This window comes from Cellulosimicrobium funkei (assembly GCF_900155925.1).
Taxonomy (GTDB): domain Bacteria; phylum Actinomycetota; class Actinomycetes; order Actinomycetales; family Cellulomonadaceae; genus Cellulosimicrobium; species Cellulosimicrobium funkei.
Genome location: NZ_FTMI01000003.1, coordinates 540,988 through 559,857, shown reverse-complemented (window position 1 = coordinate 559,857; position 18,870 = coordinate 540,988). Strand labels below are relative to the sequence as shown.

Annotated in this window: 17 protein-coding genes; 9 read left to right on the top strand and 8 right to left on the bottom strand. The window is 74.9% G+C overall.

Annotated elements, in window-relative coordinates; all coding sequences use genetic code 11:
- Window positions 1-39 precede the first annotated feature (39 nt).
- From BXA05_RS10730 to BXA05_RS10710, 5 genes are read left to right on the top strand one after another with little or no spacing between them, the layout of a single operon-like run.
- Window positions 40-663, top strand: coding sequence for a GrpB family protein (locus BXA05_RS10730; RefSeq protein ID WP_076404950.1), 624 nt, complete (start codon window positions 40-42; stop codon window positions 661-663).
- Between the two features lie 60 nt (window positions 664-723).
- Window positions 724-921, top strand: a complete 198-nt coding sequence (locus BXA05_RS10725; RefSeq protein WP_108047630.1) for a CopG family transcriptional regulator — start codon at window positions 724-726, stop codon at window positions 919-921.
- A gap of 2 nt (window positions 922-923) precedes the next feature.
- Complete coding sequence (locus tag BXA05_RS10720) at window positions 924-1,310, top strand: type II toxin-antitoxin system death-on-curing family toxin (protein ID WP_076404949.1); 387 nt, start codon at window positions 924-926, stop codon at window positions 1,308-1,310.
- Window positions 1,307-3,520: a DEAD/DEAH box helicase gene (locus BXA05_RS10715; RefSeq protein ID WP_076404948.1), complete on the top strand. Its 2,214-nt coding sequence runs from the start codon at window positions 1,307-1,309 to the stop codon at window positions 3,518-3,520. The genes BXA05_RS10720 and BXA05_RS10715 overlap by 4 nt, the downstream gene beginning before the upstream one ends.
- 60 nt (window positions 3,521-3,580) lie before the next feature.
- Complete coding sequence (locus BXA05_RS10710; RefSeq protein ID WP_076404947.1) at window positions 3,581-4,336, top strand: PIG-L deacetylase family protein; 756 nt, start codon at window positions 3,581-3,583, stop codon at window positions 4,334-4,336.
- 97 nt (window positions 4,337-4,433) lie between these two features.
- On the opposite strand, the gene BXA05_RS10705 is transcribed toward BXA05_RS10710, so the two are convergent.
- The 5 genes from BXA05_RS10705 to BXA05_RS10685 all read right to left on the bottom strand — a co-directional run bounded on the left by BXA05_RS10705 (window position 4,434) and on the right by BXA05_RS10685 (window position 11,040).
- A complete protein-coding gene (locus BXA05_RS10705) occupies window positions 4,434-6,596 on the bottom strand; it encodes a 3-hydroxyacyl-CoA dehydrogenase NAD-binding domain-containing protein (RefSeq protein WP_076404946.1) in 2,163 nt (720 codons plus the stop codon).
- A gap of 2 nt (window positions 6,597-6,598) precedes the next feature.
- Window positions 6,599-7,894, bottom strand: a complete 1,296-nt coding sequence (locus BXA05_RS10700) for a thiolase family protein (RefSeq protein WP_051028501.1) — start codon at window positions 7,892-7,894, stop codon at window positions 6,599-6,601.
- A gap of 189 nt (window positions 7,895-8,083) precedes the next feature.
- Window positions 8,084-9,127, bottom strand: coding sequence for a lipid II:glycine glycyltransferase FemX (locus tag BXA05_RS10695; protein WP_228485323.1), 1,044 nt, complete (start codon window positions 9,125-9,127; stop codon window positions 8,084-8,086).
- Between the two features lie 21 nt (window positions 9,128-9,148).
- Complete coding sequence (locus tag BXA05_RS10690; RefSeq protein WP_061268193.1) at window positions 9,149-10,423, bottom strand: HRDC domain-containing protein; 1,275 nt, start codon at window positions 10,421-10,423, stop codon at window positions 9,149-9,151.
- Window positions 10,420-11,040, bottom strand: coding sequence for a DUF3000 domain-containing protein (locus BXA05_RS10685; RefSeq protein ID WP_034655857.1), 621 nt, complete (start codon window positions 11,038-11,040; stop codon window positions 10,420-10,422). Before BXA05_RS10685 ends, BXA05_RS10690 begins: the two co-directional genes overlap by 4 nt.
- A gap of 258 nt (window positions 11,041-11,298) precedes the next feature.
- Between BXA05_RS10685 and gndA the strand changes: the two genes are divergently transcribed.
- The gene (gndA, locus tag BXA05_RS10680; RefSeq protein WP_061268192.1) at window positions 11,299-12,735 is read left to right on the top strand and encodes an NADP-dependent phosphogluconate dehydrogenase; all 1,437 of its coding nucleotides are present in this window, start codon (window positions 11,299-11,301) and stop codon (window positions 12,733-12,735) included.
- 223 nt (window positions 12,736-12,958) lie between these two features.
- Complete coding sequence (locus tag BXA05_RS10675) at window positions 12,959-14,128, top strand: DegT/DnrJ/EryC1/StrS family aminotransferase (protein ID WP_076404945.1); 1,170 nt, start codon at window positions 12,959-12,961, stop codon at window positions 14,126-14,128.
- 102 nt (window positions 14,129-14,230) lie between these two features.
- Here BXA05_RS10675 and BXA05_RS10670 read toward each other — a convergent pair whose 3' ends face one another.
- Window positions 14,231-15,463 (bottom strand): carboxylate--amine ligase, encoded by a 1,233-nt coding sequence (locus tag BXA05_RS10670; protein WP_076404944.1) that lies wholly within the window; start codon window positions 15,461-15,463, stop codon window positions 14,231-14,233.
- Between the two features lie 100 nt (window positions 15,464-15,563).
- On the opposite strand from BXA05_RS10670, the gene cuyB reads away from it, so the two are divergent.
- Entirely contained in the window at window positions 15,564-16,304 is a 741-nt protein-coding gene (gene cuyB, locus BXA05_RS10665; RefSeq protein ID WP_076404943.1) for a cysteate racemase, read from the top strand.
- Between the two features lie 61 nt (window positions 16,305-16,365).
- On the opposite strand, the gene BXA05_RS10660 is transcribed toward cuyB, so the two are convergent.
- Both BXA05_RS10660 and BXA05_RS10655 read right to left on the bottom strand, forming a co-directional pair.
- Complete coding sequence (locus BXA05_RS10660) at window positions 16,366-16,851, bottom strand: putative universal stress family protein (RefSeq protein WP_061268189.1); 486 nt, start codon at window positions 16,849-16,851, stop codon at window positions 16,366-16,368.
- Between the two features lie 5 nt (window positions 16,852-16,856).
- Window positions 16,857-17,708, bottom strand: a complete 852-nt coding sequence (locus BXA05_RS10655) for a dihydrofolate reductase family protein (RefSeq protein WP_076404942.1) — start codon at window positions 17,706-17,708, stop codon at window positions 16,857-16,859.
- Between the two features lie 37 nt (window positions 17,709-17,745).
- Here BXA05_RS10655 and zapE point away from each other — a divergent pair, with 37 nt between their 5' ends.
- The gene (zapE, locus tag BXA05_RS10650) at window positions 17,746-18,867 is read left to right on the top strand and encodes a cell division protein ZapE (protein WP_061268187.1); all 1,122 of its coding nucleotides are present in this window, start codon (window positions 17,746-17,748) and stop codon (window positions 18,865-18,867) included.
- Window positions 18,868-18,870: the final 3 nt, after the last annotated feature.

The window sequence follows — 18,870 nt, the reverse complement described above, 5'->3', positions numbered from 1 at the left end:
CGCGCTCCCCGGGGCGGGGTCGGGTCGTAGGGTGCGCGGGTGCCTGCAGCGACCGTCGACGCCCACGACCCCCGATGGACCGAATGCGGGAGGCGGTGGACCGAGCGCGCCGCCGGCGCGCTCGCCGACCTCGCGAGCCCCGACGGCACGAGCCCGGTCGTGGTCGAGCACATCGGGTCGACGGCGGTCCCCGGGCTCGCGGCGAAGCCGATCATCGACCTCCAGGTGCGCGTCGCGCCGCTGCCCTCCGAGGCGGAGCTCGACGCCGCGCTCGGGCCGCTCGGGTTCTCGATCGAGCGCGGCGCGCGCCCGGACTCGCCCGGCGTCTACCGGGACGTCCCGCGCCCGGGCGCCGACCCCGCCCCCGAGCTCTACGCCAAGCGACTGCTCACCCGCCCCGGCGACGAGGACGAGCCGCCCGTGATCCTGCACGTCCGCCGCCTCGACTCGCCGTTCGCGGCGTACGTCGTCGCGTTCCGCGACTGGCTGCGTGCCGTCCCCGCCGAGGCCGCGGCGTACGAGGCGACGAAGCGCGACCTCGCCGCGCGCCACGCGGACGCCGACGACTACGACGACTACACGCGCGACAAGACGGCGTTCCTCGACGCGGCGCAGTCCCGGATGGAGCGCTGGCTCGCCGAGCGCGCGAACGGTCCTGCCTGATCCCTGCACGGTGCCGCCCGAGCGCTGATACCGTGGTGGTACCAAACGAGAGGAGCTCACGTGGCTATGACCTTGCGGCTCGACGACGACGCGCAGGCGGCGCTGGAGCGTATCGCCCGCCGCGAGGGCGTCTCCGCGAACACAGCCGTCGCACGCGCCGTCGTGGAGTACGACGCGAAGCGGCGCGAGATGCGTGACCGGCTGCTCGCCGACATCGTGGCGGAGGACCAGGAGCTGCTCGACCGGCTCGCGCAGTAGCCGTGGTCGTCTACCTCGACGAGGACGACCTCGTCGCCGCCGCCACGGCGTTCCTCGGGCACCCGCCCGCCGTCCGCGACTTCGGGCTCCTGTCGTCCGCACTGGCGCGTCCGGCCGCGTCGATGTACGGCGTCGAGGCCTACCCCGCCCTCGACGAGAAGGCAGCGGCGCTGCTTCTCTCCGTCACGAAGAACCACGCGCTGATCGACGGGAACAAGCGACTGGGCTGGGTCGCGGTCAGACTCTTCTACGCGCTCAACGGGGTGCGGCTCGCCGTGCCGCAGGACACTGCGTACGCGCTCGTCGTCGGTGTCGCAGCCGGTGAGATCGACGACGTCGAGACCGTGGCGGGGAAGCTCGCGGAGCACGTCGTGCGCCGCGAGTCGTGACCGCCGCGAGCGGCGCGCTGCCCGACGTCGCCACCGCTCGGGCGGTCGTCGCGGACGCGGACGCCCTCGCCGCGCTGATCGCGACCCTCTCCGCCGCGCCCGGGACGGCCCGCGAGCAGGTGCGCGCCGCGTTCGGCGACAGCCGCGAGGAGAAGGTCCTGGCGCGCCTCGACACCGTCGACGTCGCGTCGCTGCGCGACGTCACGCGCGAGCGCCTGCGGCTCGGGGCGCTCGCGGACGCGGGCGTGCGGACGGTCGGCGAGGTCGCGCGGCTCGGGCGCGACGGGCTGGAGAAGCTCCCCGAGATCGGCCCCCAGACGGCGACGCACCTGCTCGCCGCCGCCGAGCAGGTGGCGCGCGCCGTGCGCGAGAGCCTGCGCTTCCGGATCGACCTCACGCCGACGGACCCGGTCGCGACCGCGCTCGTTCAGGCGCTGCACACGCTCGACCAGGCCGACGCCGCCGTCGCGCGCTACGGCGACCAGGTGCGGGCCGCGCTCGCGGAGCACGAGCGCGTGCGCGCCGACGCACTGGTCGCCGCGAGCGGGCCGCGCCGCCTGCTCGCGTGGGGCGGGCGGCGGCGTCGGGCCTCAGCCGCGATCACGGTGCTCGCCGCGGTCGTCGAGCGGGCGCGGGCCACCGGGCTCGCCGAGGAGGCGCGGCGCGTCGTCGGGCTGCTCGCCGAGCCCGCGCGCCCGTACGACGTCTGGGAGGACTTCCGGCGGCGGTCCGCGGCGTACTACGCGCTGCTCGACGGCGTCGCCCCCACGGGCCGCGACGTCGCCGCCGCGGCCGGGCACCTGCCCACCGAGCTCGTGGACCGCGTGCAGACGCAGGCGCTCGACGAGTCGCTGCTGACCGTCTCGCTGCGCGGGTACCAGGCGTTCGGGGCCCGCTTCGCGCTCGCCCAGCGCCGCGTCGTCCTGGGCGACGAGATGGGCCTGGGCAAGACGGTGCAGGCCGTCGCCGTCGTCGCGCACCTGGTCGCCCGCGGTGCGACCCACGCGCTCGTCGTGTGCCCGGCGAGCGTGCTGGAGAACTGGGTGCGCGAGCTGCGCGCGCACGCGAGCCTCCCGGTGCACGCCGTCCACGGCGAGGACCGGGAGGAGGCGGCCGCGGCGTGGCGCGCTGCGGGCGGTGTCGCCGTCGTGACCTTCGCGGGCCTGCGGCGCACGGGGACCGAGGCGTTCGCCGCGGCGGCGCCGGCGGTGCTCGTCGTGGACGAGGCGCACTACGTGAAGAACCCGCTCGCGAAGCGGTCCGTGGCCGTCGCGGCCCTCGCGCGGACGACCGAGCACGTGCTCCTGCTCACCGGCACACCCATGGAGAACCGGGTCGAGGAGTTCCGCACCCTGCTGGGCTACCTCCAGCCCGAGCTCGCGGCACGGCTGGACGCCGCGCACGGCGCCGCCGGCCCCGACGCGTTCCGGCACGCCGTCGCGCCCGCCTATCTGCGCCGCAACGCCGAGGACGTGCTCGAGGAGCTGCCCGAGCTCGTGCAGGTCGACGAGTGGGAGCGGCTCGGCACGGTCGACGGCGCCGCGTACCGGGAGGCGGTCGCGGCGGGGTCGTTCATGGCCATGCGGCGGGCGGCGTTCGCCGTCGAGCACCCCGAGGACTCGGCGAAGCTGCGCCGGCTCGTCGAGATCGCGCGCGAGGCGGCCGAGAACGGGCGCAAGGTCGTGGTGTTCTCGTATTTCCGGGACGTCGTGGACGTGGTCGTGCGCGCGCTCGGCGACCTCGCCCTCCCGCCCCTCACCGGCTCCGTGCCCGCCCGCACGCGCCAGACGATCGTCGACGACTTCACCGCGGCCGAGGACCCGCGCGTGCTCGTCAGCCAGATCGACGTCGGGGGAGTGGGTCTCAACCTCCAGGCGGCGTCCGTCGTGGTCCTGTGCGAGCCGCAGACCAAGCCGACGACCGAGGCGCAGGCCGTCGCGCGCGCCCACCGCATGGGGCAGGTCGAGACCGTCCAGGTGCACCGCCTGCTCACCGTCGACAGCGTCGACGAGCACCTCGTGCGCCTCCTCGGCACCAAGGCCCGGCTGTTCGACGCCTATGCGCGCCGCAGCGCGCTCGCCGAGGAGGTCGCGGGCGCGGTCGACGTGTCCGAGGCGTCGCTCGCGCGCGCGGTGGTCGACGCCGAGCGCGCCCGCCTGTTCGTCGACCCGGCCGTGACGTCGGTCGAGGACGCGCCCGTCGAGCGCTGACGGGGCCCGGGTCCGCGCCGTCGTCGCGCTCGGCGCCGGGACGCGGCATAGCGTGGCGTCATGACCGAGACGGAAACCTTGCCCCCGCTCACCCCGCTGCGAGAGGACTGGTCGACGGCGCTCGCGGTCGTCGCGCACCCGGACGACATGGAGTTCGGCGCGGCCGCCGCCGTCGCGCGGTGGACCGCGCAGGGCAAGCGGGTCGTGTACTGCATGGTCACGAGCGGCGAGGCGGGGATCGACGGGATGGACCCGGACGAGGCGCGCCGCGTGCGGGAGGCGGAGGAGGTCGAGTCGGCACGGATCGTCGGCGTCGACGAGGTCGAGTTCCTCGGGCTGCCCGACGGCGTCCTCGAGTACGGCCTGCCGCTGCGGCGCGCGATCGCGGGGGCGATCCGGCGCCACCGGCCCGACGTCGTGATCACCGGGAACTATCGCGAGACGTTCCCGGGCGGGATGCTCAACCAGGCGGACCACGTCGCGACGGGGCGGGCCGTCGTGGACGCCGTGCGCGACGCGGGGAACCGGTGGGTGTTCCGCGAGCAGGTCGAGTCGGACGGGATCGAGCCGTGGGGCGGCGTGCGCCAGGTGTGGGTCGCCGCGTCGCCCGACGCCCGGCACGGCGTGGACGTCAGCGCGACCTTCGACGCGGGCGTGGCGTCCCTGCGCGCGCACGCCGCCTACCTCGACGGCCTCGGCTGGGAGGACTTCGACCCGGCGGCGTTCCTCGCGTCGATGAGCGCCCCGACGGGCGAGCGGATGGGCGTGGCGCACGCCGTGGCGTTCGAGCTCCTGCTCATGAACGGAGAGGACTGACTCACCCCCTCCGACGGCCGCCGAGCAGGCGGTCGTGGCTCGTCCTGCACTCGGGACGGGCCACGACCACCTGCTCGGCGGAGGAGGAGGGGTTTGGTCAGACGCGCGATGTCGCCGGGACGTTCGCGACGCCGTCGGGCAGGAAGCGGCGGCCCAGGACCTTCTCGCTGTAGCCCGTGCGGTCGAGGTACGGCGTGATGCCGCCCAGGTGGAAGCCCCACCCCGCGCCGAGGATCATGCACAGGTCGATCTGCGACGGGCTCGCGACCACGCCCTCGTCGAGCATGAGCCCGATCTCCTGCGTGAGCGCCGTGAGCACGGAGTCGAGGACGCCGGCCTCGTCCAGCGCCCCGTCGCCGCCCGCCTCGCCCGTGCCGAAGACCCGCTGGATCGCGGGGTCGACGGGCTTGGGCAGGCCCTTCGGCGCGTCGAGGACGACGGGGATCTGCTCGTCCACGATGCGCTGCAGGCCGGGGGACTCGGGGAACCGGTCGCCCAGGTCCTCGCGCAGCGACGTGAGGACGTGCAGGCCGACGGCCGGGCCGACGAGGTCGAACAGCGCGAACGGCGGCATCGGCAGGCCGAGCGGTGCGACGGCGCGGTCCGCGACCTCGACCGACGTGCCGTTCTCGACCGCCTCGACGATCTTGCCCATGAGCAGGATGAGCAGGCGGTTGACGACGAACCCGGGGCGGTCGGCGACGAGCACGGCCGTCTTGCGGAGCTTCTTCGTCATGGCGAACGCGGTCGCGAGGGCCGCGTCGTCGGTCTTCGCCGCATGGATGATCTCGACGAGCGGCATCTGGGCGACGGGGTTGAAGAAGTGCATCCCGACGACGCGCTCGGGGTGCTGCAGGTCGGCCGCCATCTCGGTGATCGACAGCGCGGACGTGTTGGTCAGCAGCACGGCCTCGGGCGACAGGACGCCCTCGAGCTCGGCGAAGACCTTCTTCTTGAGCCCGAGGATCTCCGTGACTGCCTCGATCACGACGTCGCAGCCCGCGAAGTCGCCGAGCTCGGTCGTGCCGTGCACGGAGCCGACGATGCGCGCGCCGGTGTCGGCGGACATGCGGCCCGAGCGTACGAGCTTCTCGACGGTGGAGCGGACGTAGCCGAGGCCCTTGTCGACGCGCTCCTGGTCGAGGTCGCGCATGACGACCGGCACCTGGAGGCGCTGCGCGAACAGCAGCGCGATCTGCGCGGCCATGAGCCCAGCGCCCACGATCCCCACGCGGGTGACGGGGCGGGCGAGCTTCGCGTCCGGCGCGCCCTGGGGCCGCTTGCCCTTCGAGACGAGCTGGAACGCGTAGACGCTCGCGCGCATCTCGTCGCTCATGATGAGGTCCGCGAGGGCTTCGTCCTCGGCGGCGAACGCCTCCTCGCGCGACGCGGTGCGCGCGGCGGCGACGAGGTCGAGCGCGCGGTACGGGGCGGGGCGCGAGCCCGCGACCACGGCGTCGAGGCGCTGACGCGTCCCGGCGACGACGGCGTCCCACACGGGCTGCGGGTCGAGCTCGCGCCGCTCGACGACGATCTCGCCGCGCAGCACGGCCTCGGCCCAGCGCAGCGAGGACTCGAGGAAGTCGGGCGCCTCGAAGAGCGCGTCGACGAGCCCGATCTCGTACGCCTCCTTCGCCTTGAACGGCTTGTTCGCGGCCGGGCGGGCGAGGATGACGTCCATCGCCTTCTCGACGCCGAGCAGGCGCGGCACGAGGAAGGCGCCGCCCCAGCCGGGGACCAGGCCCAGGCCGACCTCGGGCAGTGCGAGCGCGCCGGCGTCGGACGCGACGGTGCGGTACGTGCAGTTCAGCGCGACCTCGAGGCCGCCGCCGAGCGCGACGCCGTTGACGAACGCGAACGTCGGCACGCCCATGTCCTGGAGCAGCGTGTACGCGGCGTGGCCGGCGCGCCCGAGGGCGAGCGCGTCGTCGCGCACCTGGACGGCCGCGGCCTGCGTGAGGTCCGCGCCGGCGGCGAGGAAGTACGGCTTGCCCGTGATCGCGACGGCGACGATCTCGCCGTCCGCGGCCCGGCGCCGCAGCGTCTCGAGGGCCGCGTGCAGCTCCGCGAGGCCCTCGGGGCCGAGCGTCGTCGGCTTGGTGTGGTCGAGCCCGTTGTCGAGCGTGACGAGGGCGAGCGTGCCAGTCCCGCCGGGGAGCGCGACGTCGCGCACGAGCGAGTGCGTGACGCGCTCCCCGCGCGCGGCGTCCTTCGTCGCGTCCGCGGAGGTGGTGGGCGTGGTGTCGGTCGGTGCGCTCATCGTCAGTTCTCCGCGGTCTCGAAGGTGTGGCCGGAGTAGTCGGCGTGGTGCGGGTTCTCCCAGATGACGGTCCCGCCCATGCCGAGGCCGACGCACATGGTCGTCAGGCCGTAGCGCACCTCGGGGTGCTGCTCGAACTGGCGCGCGAGCTGCGTCATGAGGCGCACGCCCGACGACGCGAGCGGGTGGCCCATGGCGATGGCGCCGCCGTACTGGTTGACGCGCTCGTCGTCGTCCGCGATGCCGAAGTGGTCGAGGAACGCGAGCACCTGGACCGCGAACGCCTCGTTGATCTCGAACAGGCCGATGTCGTCGATCGTCAGGCCCGCGGACGCGAGCGCGCGCTCGGTCGCGGGGACCGGCCCGATGCCCATGACCTCCGGGTCGACGCCCGCGTACGCGTACGCGACGAGGCGCATGCGCGCCGGGAGCCCGAGCTCGTCGGCGACGTCGCCCGCGGCGAGCAGGCACGCCGTCGCGCCGTCGGTCAGCGGCGAGGCGTTGCCCGCGGTGACCTTCCCGCCGGGGCGGAACGGGGTCTTGAGGTCGCGGATCGAGTCGACCGTGGTGCCGGGGCGGGGGAGCTCGTCGGCCGTGGCCAGGCCCCACCCGAGCTCGGTCGACCGGGTCGCGACCGGCACGAGGTCGGGGGAGATGTCGCCGTTCGCGAGGGCCTTGGCGTACTTGGCCTGGCTCGCGACGGCGTACGCGTCGGCACGCTCCTTGGTGAGGTGCGGGTACCGGTCGTGCAGGTTCTCGGCCGTCGCGCCCATGACGAGCGCGGAGGAGTCGACGAGGCGCTCGGCGACGAACCGCGGGTTCGGGTCCGACCCCTCGCCCATGGGGTGGTGGCCCATGTGCTCGACGCCGCCCGCGACGACGACGTCCTGCGCGCCCACGGCGACGTTCGCCGCGGTGGTCGTGACCGCGGTCATCGCACCCGCGCACATGCGGTCGATCGCGAAGCCGGGCACCGACTTGGGCAGCCCGGCCAGCACGGCGACGCTGCGGCCGAGGGTGAGGCCCTGGTCGCCGGTCTGCGTCGTCGCGGCGAGCGCGAGCTCGTCGATCCGCTCCACGGGCAGCTCGGGGCGGCGGCGCAGGAGCTCGCGGACCGTCTTCACGGCGAGGTCGTCCGCGCGGGTCTCGGCGTAGATCCCGTCGGGGCGTGCCTTGCCGAACGGGCTGCGGACGCCCTCGACGAAGACGACGTCGCGCACGGGGCGTCGGCGCGAGCGCTGGGTAGCCGCCTGGGTGGGTGCCGAGGTGGGAGAGGGGGCCTCGTTGGCCACGGTCATGGCATCTCCATCCGATGCAGATGGTCGGGACGGCGGTGTCCGGAGCGGCACCGCTCGGGGGTCGTACTGCGATACACGCTACCGCGGGTATCGGGAAAGCACGAGACCGATGCTACGACATGAAGAGACCCGGTATCGCATCGCGCGATACCGGGTCTCTCCGAGGTTCGGGGTGGTCGGGAGCCCGCGTCAGCGGCTCCCGCGGAGCTTGCGCACGACCTTCTTCGCGGTCGGCAGGCCCTTGTTCCACGCGGAGTACCACATCGAGAACGGCACGTCGACGCTGTGCACGAGCTCGTCGTCGTGCTGGGCGAAGCTGCGCTTGAACTCGCTGATCCCGTCGTTGAGCAGACCGTTCATGTCGTACCGGACCAGACCGGCCTGCTGCGCGAGGGTGATCGCGTGCCACTTCACCGGCGCGTTCGCGCGGAGCTTGCGGCCCGCGTCGTTGATGCCGCCGTAGAGCTCGAACGACGTCGTCGCCGACGACACGCACCACACGAACGACACCGGGGCGCCCTCGGAGAACGCGGCGACGAGCACCGAGTGCTCGCCGAGCTCGCGGTGGATCGCGAGGTAGTACTCGTCGTCGTGCAGCGCGAAGCCCGCTCGCTCGGCGGTCTCGTGGTAGACGTCGAGCACCTGGCGCACCTCGGCCTCGTCCGTCACGCGCCGCACCTCGAGGCCGGTGCGCGCCGCCTTGCGGATGTCGTACCGCGTCGACTTGCCCATGGCCTTCGTCAGCTCGTCCTCGGACTTCGTGAGATCGAGGATCAGGGTCACCGGGTAGAGGATCGGGTTCGCCGCGGGGCGGGCGTCGGGCAGCGCGAGGTGCGTCCCGACCGGCCAGTCGGGCTCGATCGTGACCCCCACGCCGCCCACCGTCGTCTTGCACCACGCGACGACCGCACGGGTCACGGCGTCGCGCGTCGCGTCGTCGCCCACGCCCGGGCCGGCGCCCCAGCCGTCTCCCGCCGGCGCGATCACGGGCCCACGGGGCACGTGGCACAGCGCCTTGAACTGCGCCGGGAGGGACCGCACGAGAACCTGCGCCAGGCCGCGGACGCGGCCGTCGCCGTCCACCGCCTCCACGCGGTGCGGGGTCCAGGCCCCCGTGGCCTTGACCTCGCCCCAGCCCCACAGCTGCAGGGGGTGGCCGCCGAGCTCGTTCACCCGGGCGTCCCAGGAGGCTCGGTCGGTGACTGTCCGGATCGTCAGGTTCGCGTCGTGCACGCGGACGACCCTACCCTCCCGCTACCGCTCGCCGGCGCGCTCGAACGCGTCCGCGAGGGGCTCCGCGACGAGCCCCACCTGCCACTCGCGCGCCCCGCGGCCGCGCAGGAACGCGGCGATCCCCGCCGCGTCGGCGGGCTCCGGCGGCGTCCAGCACAGGCGCCGCAGGGCGTCGGGCTGGAGCACGTTCTCGACGGGCAGCGCGTACCGCTCGGCGAGCTCCTGCACGACGCCGCGCGCCGCGTCGAGCCGTGCCGCGGCGCCCGGGTCGCGGTCCGCCCACGCGCGCGGCGGGGGCGGGGCGTCCGTGCGCGGCCCGCGCGTGGTCGGCAGCGCGCTCGCGGGCAGCGCGAGCGCCGCGTCGACGGCCCGCTGCCAGTACGCCGCGCGACGGCGCGTGCCCTTGCCCGCGAACGGCGGCAGCTCCACGAGCTGGCCGGCCGTGCGCGGCAGCGCCTCCGCCGCGGCGACGATCGCGCGGTCGGGCAGGACGCGCCCGGGAGCGATGTCCCGCGCCCGGGCGGTCGCGTCGCGGGCCTCCCACAGGCTGCGGACCACGGCCAGCCGCCGCGGGTCGCGCAGCGTGTGCGTGCCGGACGTCCGACGCCACGGCTCGGGCCGCGGGGCCGGCGGTCCCGCGGTGCGCACGGCCTCGAACTCCTGCGCCGCCCAGTCCGCCTTGCCCGCCTCGTCGAGCCGCTCCCCGAGCGCGCGGCGCAGCGGGACGAGCACCTCGACGTCGAGCGCCGCGTACCGCAGCCAGTCCTCGGGCAGGGGCCGCGTCGACCAGTCCACCGCCGAGTGCTCCTTGGCGAGGCCGAGCCCGAGCACCTCGGCGACCACCGCCGCGAGGCCGACGCGCTCCATCCCCAGCAGGCGGGCGGCGAGCTCGGTGTCGAACACGCTCGCCGGGACGACCCCGTGCTCCGCGAGCCCCGGCAGGTCCTGGGACGCGGCGTGCAGGACCCACTCGGCGTCCCCGACCGCCTCGCGCAGCGGCGACAGGTCGGGCACGGCGACCGGGTCGACGAGCGCGGTGCCCGCGCCCTCGCGGCGCACCTGCACGAGGTAGGTGCGCTGGCCGTACCGGTAGCCGGACGCGCGCTCGGCGTCGGCGGCCACGGGGCCGCTCGCAGCGGCGAACGCCTCGACGACGCGCGCGAACGCGGCGGGCGTGTCGACGACGGGGCCGACGCCGTCGGACGGCTCCGTCAGCGGGGTGACGACGGTCGGGGCGCGCTCCGCCCCGGGTGCCGGGTCGAGCGGAGGGGGAGCGGGTGCTGCGGTCGAGCTCATGAGCCCACGGTATTGCGTCGCGCGGGGGGTCGAGCACCGAGGGGGGTCACGCCCTCGGGGAGCGGCGGCAGCCCGGCGGCGGTGCACAAGAGCTGCGCCCACGCCGCGAGGTGGTCGCCGAGGTCGGCCGTGCCCGGGCCCGGCGCGACGGGCGTCCACGACGCGCGCATCTCGAGCTCGACGTCGTTGTGCTTGCCGGCCAGCGCCCCGAAGCTCTGGGACAGCACGCGCGTGACCGTGCCGCCCTCCGCGCGCACGACGGCGCCCGTGTCGTGCAGGGCGTCCTCGAGCCACGTCCACGCGACCTCGGCGAGCACGTCCTCCGCCGCCATCTCCGGCTCCAAAGTCGCGCGCACGAGCGTGACGACGCGGAACCGGCCCTCCCACGCCTCCTGGCCTGCCGGGTCGTAGAGGACGATGAAGCGCCCCGACGCGAGCTCGGGGTCGTCGGAGCGCGCCGCCTCGACCTCGCCCGTGAGCGCGACCGACCACGGCGCGATCCGGCGCGGGGCGGGGACTTCGCGCAGCGTCACCTCGGGCCGCAGCCGGCGCGCGCCCAGGGCGTCGAGGACGGCACGGAACTCCGGGGGAGCGTCGGTCCCGTGAGGGGTGGTCACCCCGGCACAGTACGAGCGCGAGGGGCGGGACGGACGCACGCCGCGCGGGTGTCATCGAATCGTGATCCCGACTTCGTCACGATCCCTGCGGGTGACCGGATCGTGGCACCCCCGGGGCTCGACGGCGCCCGAGGACTAGGCTGGCAGCGTATCCATCCCCGGTGCACCCGGCCGCGCGCCCGCGCCCGGCCCGGTTCCGCGCCCTCCCGCGCGCAGCCGTCGTGCGCCGGGACCGACCCTCGAGGAGCAGGGAAGCAGATGTCAGCACGCGCACAGATCGGTGTGACCGGACTCGCCGTCATGGGTCGCAACCTGGCCCGCAACTTCGCCCGGCACGGCTACACGGTCGCGGTGCACAACCGCTCGTACGCCAAGACCGAGTCCCTGATCGCCGAGGCGGGCACCGAGGGCGACTTCGTGCCGTCGGAGTCGATGGCGGACTTCGTGGCCTCGCTCGAGCGCCCGCGCAAGGTCGTCATCATGGTCAAGGCGGGCGCGGCGACCGACGCCGTCATCGACGAGCTCGTGCCGCTGCTGGAGGAGGGCGACATCGTCGTCGACGCCGGCAACGCGCACTTCCCCGACACGATCCGCCGGGAGAAGGCCCTCGCGGCGCTGGGCCTGCACTTCGTCGGCACGGGCGTCTCGGGCGGCGAGGAGGGCGCGCTCAACGGTCCGTCGATCATGCCGGGCGGCACGCGCGAGTCGTACCAGAGCCTCGGCCCGATCCTCGAGGACATCTCGGCGAAGGTCGACGGCGTGCCCTGCTGCACCTACGTCGGGCCCGACGGCGCCGGCCACTTCGTCAAGATGGTGCACAACGGCATCGAGTACGCCGACATGCAGCTCATCGCCGAGGCGTACGACCTGCTCAAGCAGGGGCTCGGCGCGTCCGCGCAGGAGATCGGCGAGATCTTCGCGCAGTGGAACACGGGCGACCTCGAGTCGTTCCTCATCGAGATCACCGCGGACGTGCTCCAGCACGTCGACGCGGAGACCGGCAAGGCGTTCGTCGACGTCGTTCTCGACCAGGCGGAGCAGAAGGGCACCGGCCGCTGGACGGTGCAGAACGGCCTCGACCTCGGCGTGCCGATCACGGGCATCGCCGAGGCGACGTTCGCGCGCGCGCTGTCCGGCTCGGTCCCGCAGCGCGAGGCCGGTCGCGCCGCGCTGCCCGCCGACGCCGCGGCGTGGGACGTGCAGGACCGCGACGCGTTCGTCGAGGACGTGCGCCTCGCGCTCTACGCGTCGAAGGTCGTCGCGTACTCCCAGGGCTTCGACCAGATCGCGGCCGCGTCGGCCGAGTACGGCTGGGACATCGACCGCGGCGCGATGGCCCGCATCTGGCGCGGCGGCTGCATCATCCGCGCGCGCTTCCTCAACCGCATCACCGAGGCGTACGAGCGCGACGCGCAGCTCCCGCTGCTCCTCGCCGACGAGTACTTCACCGGCGCGGTCGGCAACGGCCTCGCGGCGTGGCGTCGCGTGGTGGCGCAGGCCGCCCTCAACGGCGTGCCGACGCCCGCGTTCTCGTCGTCGCTCGCCTACTACGACGGCGTGCGGGCCGAGCGCCTGCCCGCCGCGCTCATCCAGGCGCAGCGCGACTTCTTCGGCGCGCACACCTACCGCCGCGTCGACAAGCCGGGCGTCTTCCACACCGAGTGGTCGGGCGACCGCACCGAGTCCGACGCCTGACGTTTCTCTCCGACGTCCCGACGGCGGTCGTCGCGCTCCGGCGCGGCGGCCGCCGTCGCGCGTCCCGGGCCCGTACCTCGTGTCGCCCGCACGTCCGGTCGCGCGCGGTCGGTCCCCGCGCGTGACGAGCGGCTCGGCCCGGCCGGCCCGCCGACGTGGCAGGCTAGGCGCGCGGGCCGCTGCGTCGGCCCCGACCCCCTGACGCCGGACGACACGGAGAACGATGAGCCGCCACCCGCAGGACGCGACCGCGACGAGGATGCTCGCCGACCGGACGGGCACCGACCCGGCCGACTGGTTCCTCGTCTTCAAGGCCCGCTACGGGATGGAGGTCGTGTTCCGCGCGCTCGCCGAGGCGCGGGGCCCGGGCGACGTGGTCACGCAGGTGTTCACGTGCTCGACGGCGGTCGACCCGGTGCTCGTGGCCGGGCTGCGGCCGGTCTACGCCGAGGTGTCCCCGGCGACGGTCGCGATCGACCCCGACCGGCTCGCCGTCGGCCCGGGCACGCGGGCGGTCGTGCTCCAGAACACGTTCGGGATCGTCGACGAGCCGGCCGCGCGGCGCCTGCGCGACGCCGCGCGCTCCGTCGGGGCGCTGCTCGTCGAGGACAGCGCGCACTGCGTGGGGCGCCTCGCGCGCGACGCCGACGGCACGCCCGTCGCCGACGTCTCGTTCCACTCGTTCGGCGTCGAGAAGCTGCTGCCCACGCGGTTCGGCGGGGCGGTGTGGGTGAGCCCCGCGCTCGACCCGGCGCTGCGCGCGGCGACGGTGGCGGCGCTCGACGCGCTCCCCGCCGTCGGGCCGCGGCTCGACCTCGCCGCGCGCAGCTTTCGCACCCAGGTGCGCGTGCTCAACCGCCTCCCCGGCGCGGCGGCGGGCAAGGTGCGTGGCGCGCTCACGGCCGTCGGGGCGTACGAGCCGGCGATCGCTCCCGTGGAGAACCGGGGCGGCCTCGCGCACCCGCCGCAGCGCCCGTCCGCGTGGGTCGTGGACCGCATGGTCGACGCGCTGCGGTCCAGCGGCGACACCGAGGCGCGCCGCGCCGACACGGTCGCGGAGTACGTGCGCGGGCTGTCGGGCGTCGTCGAGGTCCCGGCCGGGATCGGGGAGCGCGCGCCGCTCGTGCGGTTCCCGTTCTTCGCGCCCGACGCCGCGACCGCCGACCGCCTGGTCGCCGAGCTCACGGCCGCCGGGTTTTACGTCGGCAAGTGGTACCGGCCGGCGCTGTTCCCCGGTCCGGACGACCCCGCGGTCTACGGGTACACCCCGGGCGACCCCGCGCTCGCGACGACGGAGGACCTCGTCGCGCGCGTCGTCAACCTGCCGACCACGGTGGGCGTCGCGACGGCCCGCCGCCTCGTCGAGGCCGTCCGGTCCGCCCTGGGCGCCTGAGCCCCACGACCAGGCGGTCCGTGGCGGCCGACCAGGTGATCCCGGCGCGTCCGCGACACCGGACGGGCCACGACCACCTGGTCGGCGCCGCGACTCCCGCGGTTACGCCGACGGGCGCGAGCGCGCGAACTTCACGTAGTCGAGCGTGTGGTGCAGGTCCACGCGCCACACGTCGAGGCGGCGGCGCAGGCTGCGGTCGGGCGCGTACCGCAGGGTGTGCCACACGCCGTGCTTGCGGGCCTTCTTCACGCGGTGGCGCAGCGACACCGGGACGAGCGCCCGGACGACGGGGTAGGGCACGTTGACCCACAGGCGCGCGTCCGACGTGACCTGCTCGGGCAGCTCGCGCCCGTACACGAGGTCCTCGACGTAGCAGCGCGCGAGGTTGCCGCCGGCGGCCATCGTGTAGAAGCTCGCCGCGCCCTGGCGCAGGTTGACCTCGAGGATCTTGCTCGTGCCGGTGCGGCGGTCGTACATGACGTCCAGGTTCGCGGCGCCGACGTAGCCGAGGCTGTCGAGCAGGTGCCGGACGGACTCCGTGAGCCGGTCGTCCTTCATCGTCACGACGGCGTTGTAGTTCCCGACGAGCTTCGGGTCGTACTCGCCGAGCACGATCTGGGCCGCGGACAGGAACCGCAGGCGGCCGTGACGGTCGGAGTACGTGTTGACCACGCGCATGACCGACTCGTCGCCCGCGAGGTACTCCTGGACGATGAGGTCGTCCGTGTAGCCGGCGGCGTAGATGCGGCGGCCGACGTCGCGCAGCTCGGCCGCGTCCTGGACGAGGTACACCTTCTTCTTGCCCTCGAACCGCAGGCGCGGGTAGGTATCGGTGTCGGCCGGCTTGAGGATGAGCGGGTACGGGAAGGGCAGGTCCTCGCCGAAGCCGGGGGCGTCGACGTCGGCCGCCGTGGCGATCACCGTCTCCGGGTGCGGCACGCCGAGCTCCGCGCACGTGCGCGCGAAGTCCGTCTTGTTCATGAGGCGCGCGGCCAGGTCCTCGCCGACGAGCGGGATGACGTAGAGGTCCTCGAGCTCGGCCCGGTGGGCGACGACGACGTTCGTGTAGAACTCGATGTTCGCGATGAGCAGGCGCTTGCGGCCCGGGAACTCCTCGGCGAGCTCGCGCAGGACGGCGACGATGCGCTCCGGGTCGTCGAAGTCGCGGTAGGTGCGCACGTCGACGATGCGGGAGTCCGCCGTCTCGCGCAGGGGGAAGCGGCCCAGGGCCAGCGTGCGGACGCCGTACGCCTCGTGCAACGACCTCGCGATGTTGTAGGTGTTGAGGTTGGTCCCCAGGACGATGGGGAGGAACTCGGCGTTGCCGTACGTCATCGCGGAGGGTCGTCCGTTTCTCTGTCGGGTCGGCGGGCGTCCGCCATCCTACGGTCCGCACGGCCCGCTCCCCGGGACGCGGGCGCCGTAGGATCCACGGGTGACGTCGCGACCGGACCAGGACCACGCCCAGCCCCTCGTCGGAGTGCTCGGAGGTGTCGGGCCGCTCGCCACGGCCTACTTCCTCCAGCTCCTCGTCGCGCTCACGGAGGCCGAGCGCGACCAGGACCACGTCGACGCCGTCGTGCTCAACCACGCGACGATCCCCGACCGCACGGACTTCATCCTCGGGCGGTCGGACGCGGACCCGGGCCCGGTGCTCGCGCGGGACGCGGAGCGGCTCGAGCGCTTCGGCGCGGACTTCCTCGTCATGCCGTGCAACACCGCGCACTACTTCACGCAGCAGGTGCTCGACGCGATCAGCGTCCCGTTCGTCTCCATCATCGACACGACGGTCGACGCGGCGCGGGCGCGGGTCGACGACCTGCGCGCGGTGGGCCTGCTCGCGACGGCGGGGACCGCGGCGTCGGGCGTGTACCAGGACGCGTTCGCGCGCCACGGGATCGAGGCGCTCGTGCCCGACGACGCCGACCAGGCGCTCGTGTCGCAGATCATCTACGAGCAGGTGAAGGCGGGGCGGCCGGTCGACATCGAGACGTTCCGGGCCGTCGCGGGGCGGCTCGTCGAGCGCGGGGCCCAGGTCATCGTGCTGGGCTGCACGGAGCTGTCCGTGGTCGCCGTCGACCACGATCTGCTCGCCGACCCGCTCTACCTCGACTCGACCGACCAGCTCGCCCGCGCGACGATCCGCCGCGCCGGGCACCGCGTCCGCGGGGCGTGACCCCGCGGGTCCGCCGACCGCCGGACCGGCAGGCGTCCTCGCCGGCCGGACGCCGGGAGGGTCAGCCCAGCTCGCTCGTGCCCGAGTAGAGGTGCAGCACGGGGACGTGCAGCTCCTCGCGCGCGCGGGAGGCCCAGTCGGTGTGGAACGTGTCCTCGACCGCGTGCGGGTACGTCACGACGACGATCTCGCGCGCCCCGCCGGACGCGACGGCCGTGCGCAGCGCCGGCAGCGGGTCGTCGTCGACGACGACGCCGTCCGCCTCGCGGCCCGCCGCGCGGAGCTCGGCCACGCTGCGCTCGAGCTGCTCGCTCGCCTCCGCCTTCGCCGTCGTGGGCGAGGGCTCGCGGCCCAGGACCTCGTCCCACGCCTCCTTGAGCTCGCCCACGCTGAGGTGGTCGATGATCCCCGAGATGACGTTGCGCTCCGTGTCTGCCGGGACCAGCACCCGGTAGGCGAGCTGCTCGTCCTCGTGCAGCGACAGGATGTGCTGCACGTCGGCCGGGTTGAGCGTGTCTTCGGTCAGGACGAGGATCGTGTCGGTCACGCGGGTCAGCCTAGCGGGAGGAGCCAGCGCGCGGCGGTCGTACCGGCGGGCGACCCGGGCCGGTCCTCGGGGGCGTGCAGCAGGTGGGCGAGGCGTGCCCCGCGGGGGAGGGCCGTGGTCGTCCCCGGAGCCGGGGCGCCGCCCACGATCCGTCCCGGTCCGGGCCCCACGAGCGTCGGGGTGGTCGTCACGCACAGCTCGTCGACGAGGTCCGCGGCGAGGAGGTCCGCCAGCAGCGACGGGCCACCCTCGGTGAGCACGCGCGTGAGGCCCCGCCCGGCGAGCGCGGCCAGCCCCGTGGCGAGGTCGAGCGCGTCGTCCGCCGCGTCCTGCCCGACGACGAGCACCCGGTCCGCGGGCACGTCGCCCCGGGCGGTGGCGGCCCCGGCCGGGCCGGTCAGCACGAACGGCGGGCGGTCCGTCCCGGCGAGCGCCGGGGGCACGCGGCCGCTGCGGCTGACGACGGCGAGCTCGAGCGGGGCGTCGTGCAGGTGCCGCAGCCCGCGCGGCCGGCCGAGCGGGGTGTAGCCCTCGGCGCGCGCCGTGCCCGCCCCGACGAGCACCACGTCCGCCAGCGCCCGCAGGACGCGGAACACGCGCCAGTCCGCGTCGTCGTTGATCGACCCCGACCGCTCGTCGGGGCCCCACGCCGCCCCGTCGACGCTCGCGACCATGTTCGCGCGCACGACGCTCGCCCCGCGCACCGGGGACCCGTAGGCGTAGAGCGCGGCGAGCCGGTCCTCGCGCGGGTCGGGCGGGAGGTGCTCCGCGGCGGGCAGGAGCACGTCGAGCGCGGGGAGGTCGGTGCGCCCGCCGGGCGCGACGGGCCCGTCGGGCGGGGTGGTGGTCGAGGTCACAGCGGCCAGGCTAGCCGCAGGCGTAGGCTGGATCCTCGTGACTGCGCCTGCCTCCGGTGGTCCCTCGGCCCCGGCAGCCCTCCCCGGCACCGCCCGCGCGTCGGCCTCCTCGCCGACCCCCGGCGGGCCCGTCCGCGCCCTCGCCGACGTCCGGCCCTCCGTGCCTCCCGCCCGGCTCCTCGCCGACCTCGTGCCGCCGCGGCACTTCGCCGACGCGCGGTTCTCGACCTACCGCGCCAACGCCGCCTACCCCAGCCAGGCGCGCACCGTCGCGCGGCTCGAGGAGGTCGCGGCCGCCGTCGTGAAGCCCGCGCGCAAGGGGCTGTTCGGCGCCCGGAAGCAGACGGCGCCCGCGGTGTACATGGACGGCGGGTTCGGGGTCGGCAAGACGCACCTGCTCACGTCCCTCGCGCACGCGGTGGGCCTCGACGTCAGCGCGTACGGCACGTTCGTCGAGTACACGAACCTCGTCGGCGCGCTCGGCTTCCGGGCGACGGTGGACGCGCTCGCCACGAAGAAGCTCGTGTGCATCGACGAGTTCGAGCTCGACGACCCGGGCGACACCGTCCTCATGTCGCGGCTCCTGCGCGAGCTCGCGGACCGCGGCGTGGCGCTGGCCGCGACGTCGAACACGCTCCCCGAGGCGCTCGGCGAGGGCCGCTTCGCCGCCGAGGACTTCCTGCGCGAGATCCAGGCGCTCGCGGCCCGGTTCGAGGTGCTGCGCGTCGACGGCGAGGACTACCGGCACCGCGCGGTCGTCACGGACTCCGCGCCGCTTCCCGAGGCCGACGTGCGGGCGGCCGTCACCGGCCGGCCCGGCGCGACCCTCGACGTGTTCGACGACCTGCTCGCGCACCTGTCGCAGGTCCACCCCAGCCGGTACCGGGCGCTGCTCGACGGCGTCGAGGTCGTCGCGCTCACGGGCGTGCACCCCGTCACCGAGCAGTCCGCGGCGCTGCGCCTCGTCGTGCTCGTCGACCGCCTCTACGACCGCGACGTGCCCGTGCTCCTCGCCGGGACCGGCGCGTACACGGGGGAGCGGAGCCTGTTCACCGAGGAGATGCTGCGCGGCGGGTATCGCAAGAAGTACTACCGCGCGCTGTCGCGCCTCGGTGCGCTCGCGGAGGACGGCCGCACGGTCGCGCGCGGCGCGGCCTGAGCG

Coding starts and splice junctions, on each gene's coding strand:
- BXA05_RS10705 (WP_076404946.1), bottom strand. CDS start 6,596: ATGAGCGCACCGACCGACACCACGCCCACCACCTCCGCGGACGCGACG.
- BXA05_RS10710 (WP_076404947.1), top strand. CDS start 3,581: ATGACCGAGACGGAAACCTTGCCCCCGCTCACCCCGCTGCGAGAGGAC.
- gndA (WP_061268192.1), top strand. CDS start 11,299: ATGTCAGCACGCGCACAGATCGGTGTGACCGGACTCGCCGTCATGGGT.
- BXA05_RS10690 (WP_061268193.1), bottom strand. CDS start 10,423: ATGAGCTCGACCGCAGCACCCGCTCCCCCTCCGCTCGACCCGGCACCC.
- BXA05_RS10670 (WP_076404944.1), bottom strand. CDS start 15,463: ATGACGTACGGCAACGCCGAGTTCCTCCCCATCGTCCTGGGGACCAAC.
- BXA05_RS10675 (WP_076404945.1), top strand. CDS start 12,959: ATGAGCCGCCACCCGCAGGACGCGACCGCGACGAGGATGCTCGCCGAC.
- BXA05_RS10700 (WP_051028501.1), bottom strand. CDS start 7,894: ATGACCGTGGCCAACGAGGCCCCCTCTCCCACCTCGGCACCCACCCAG.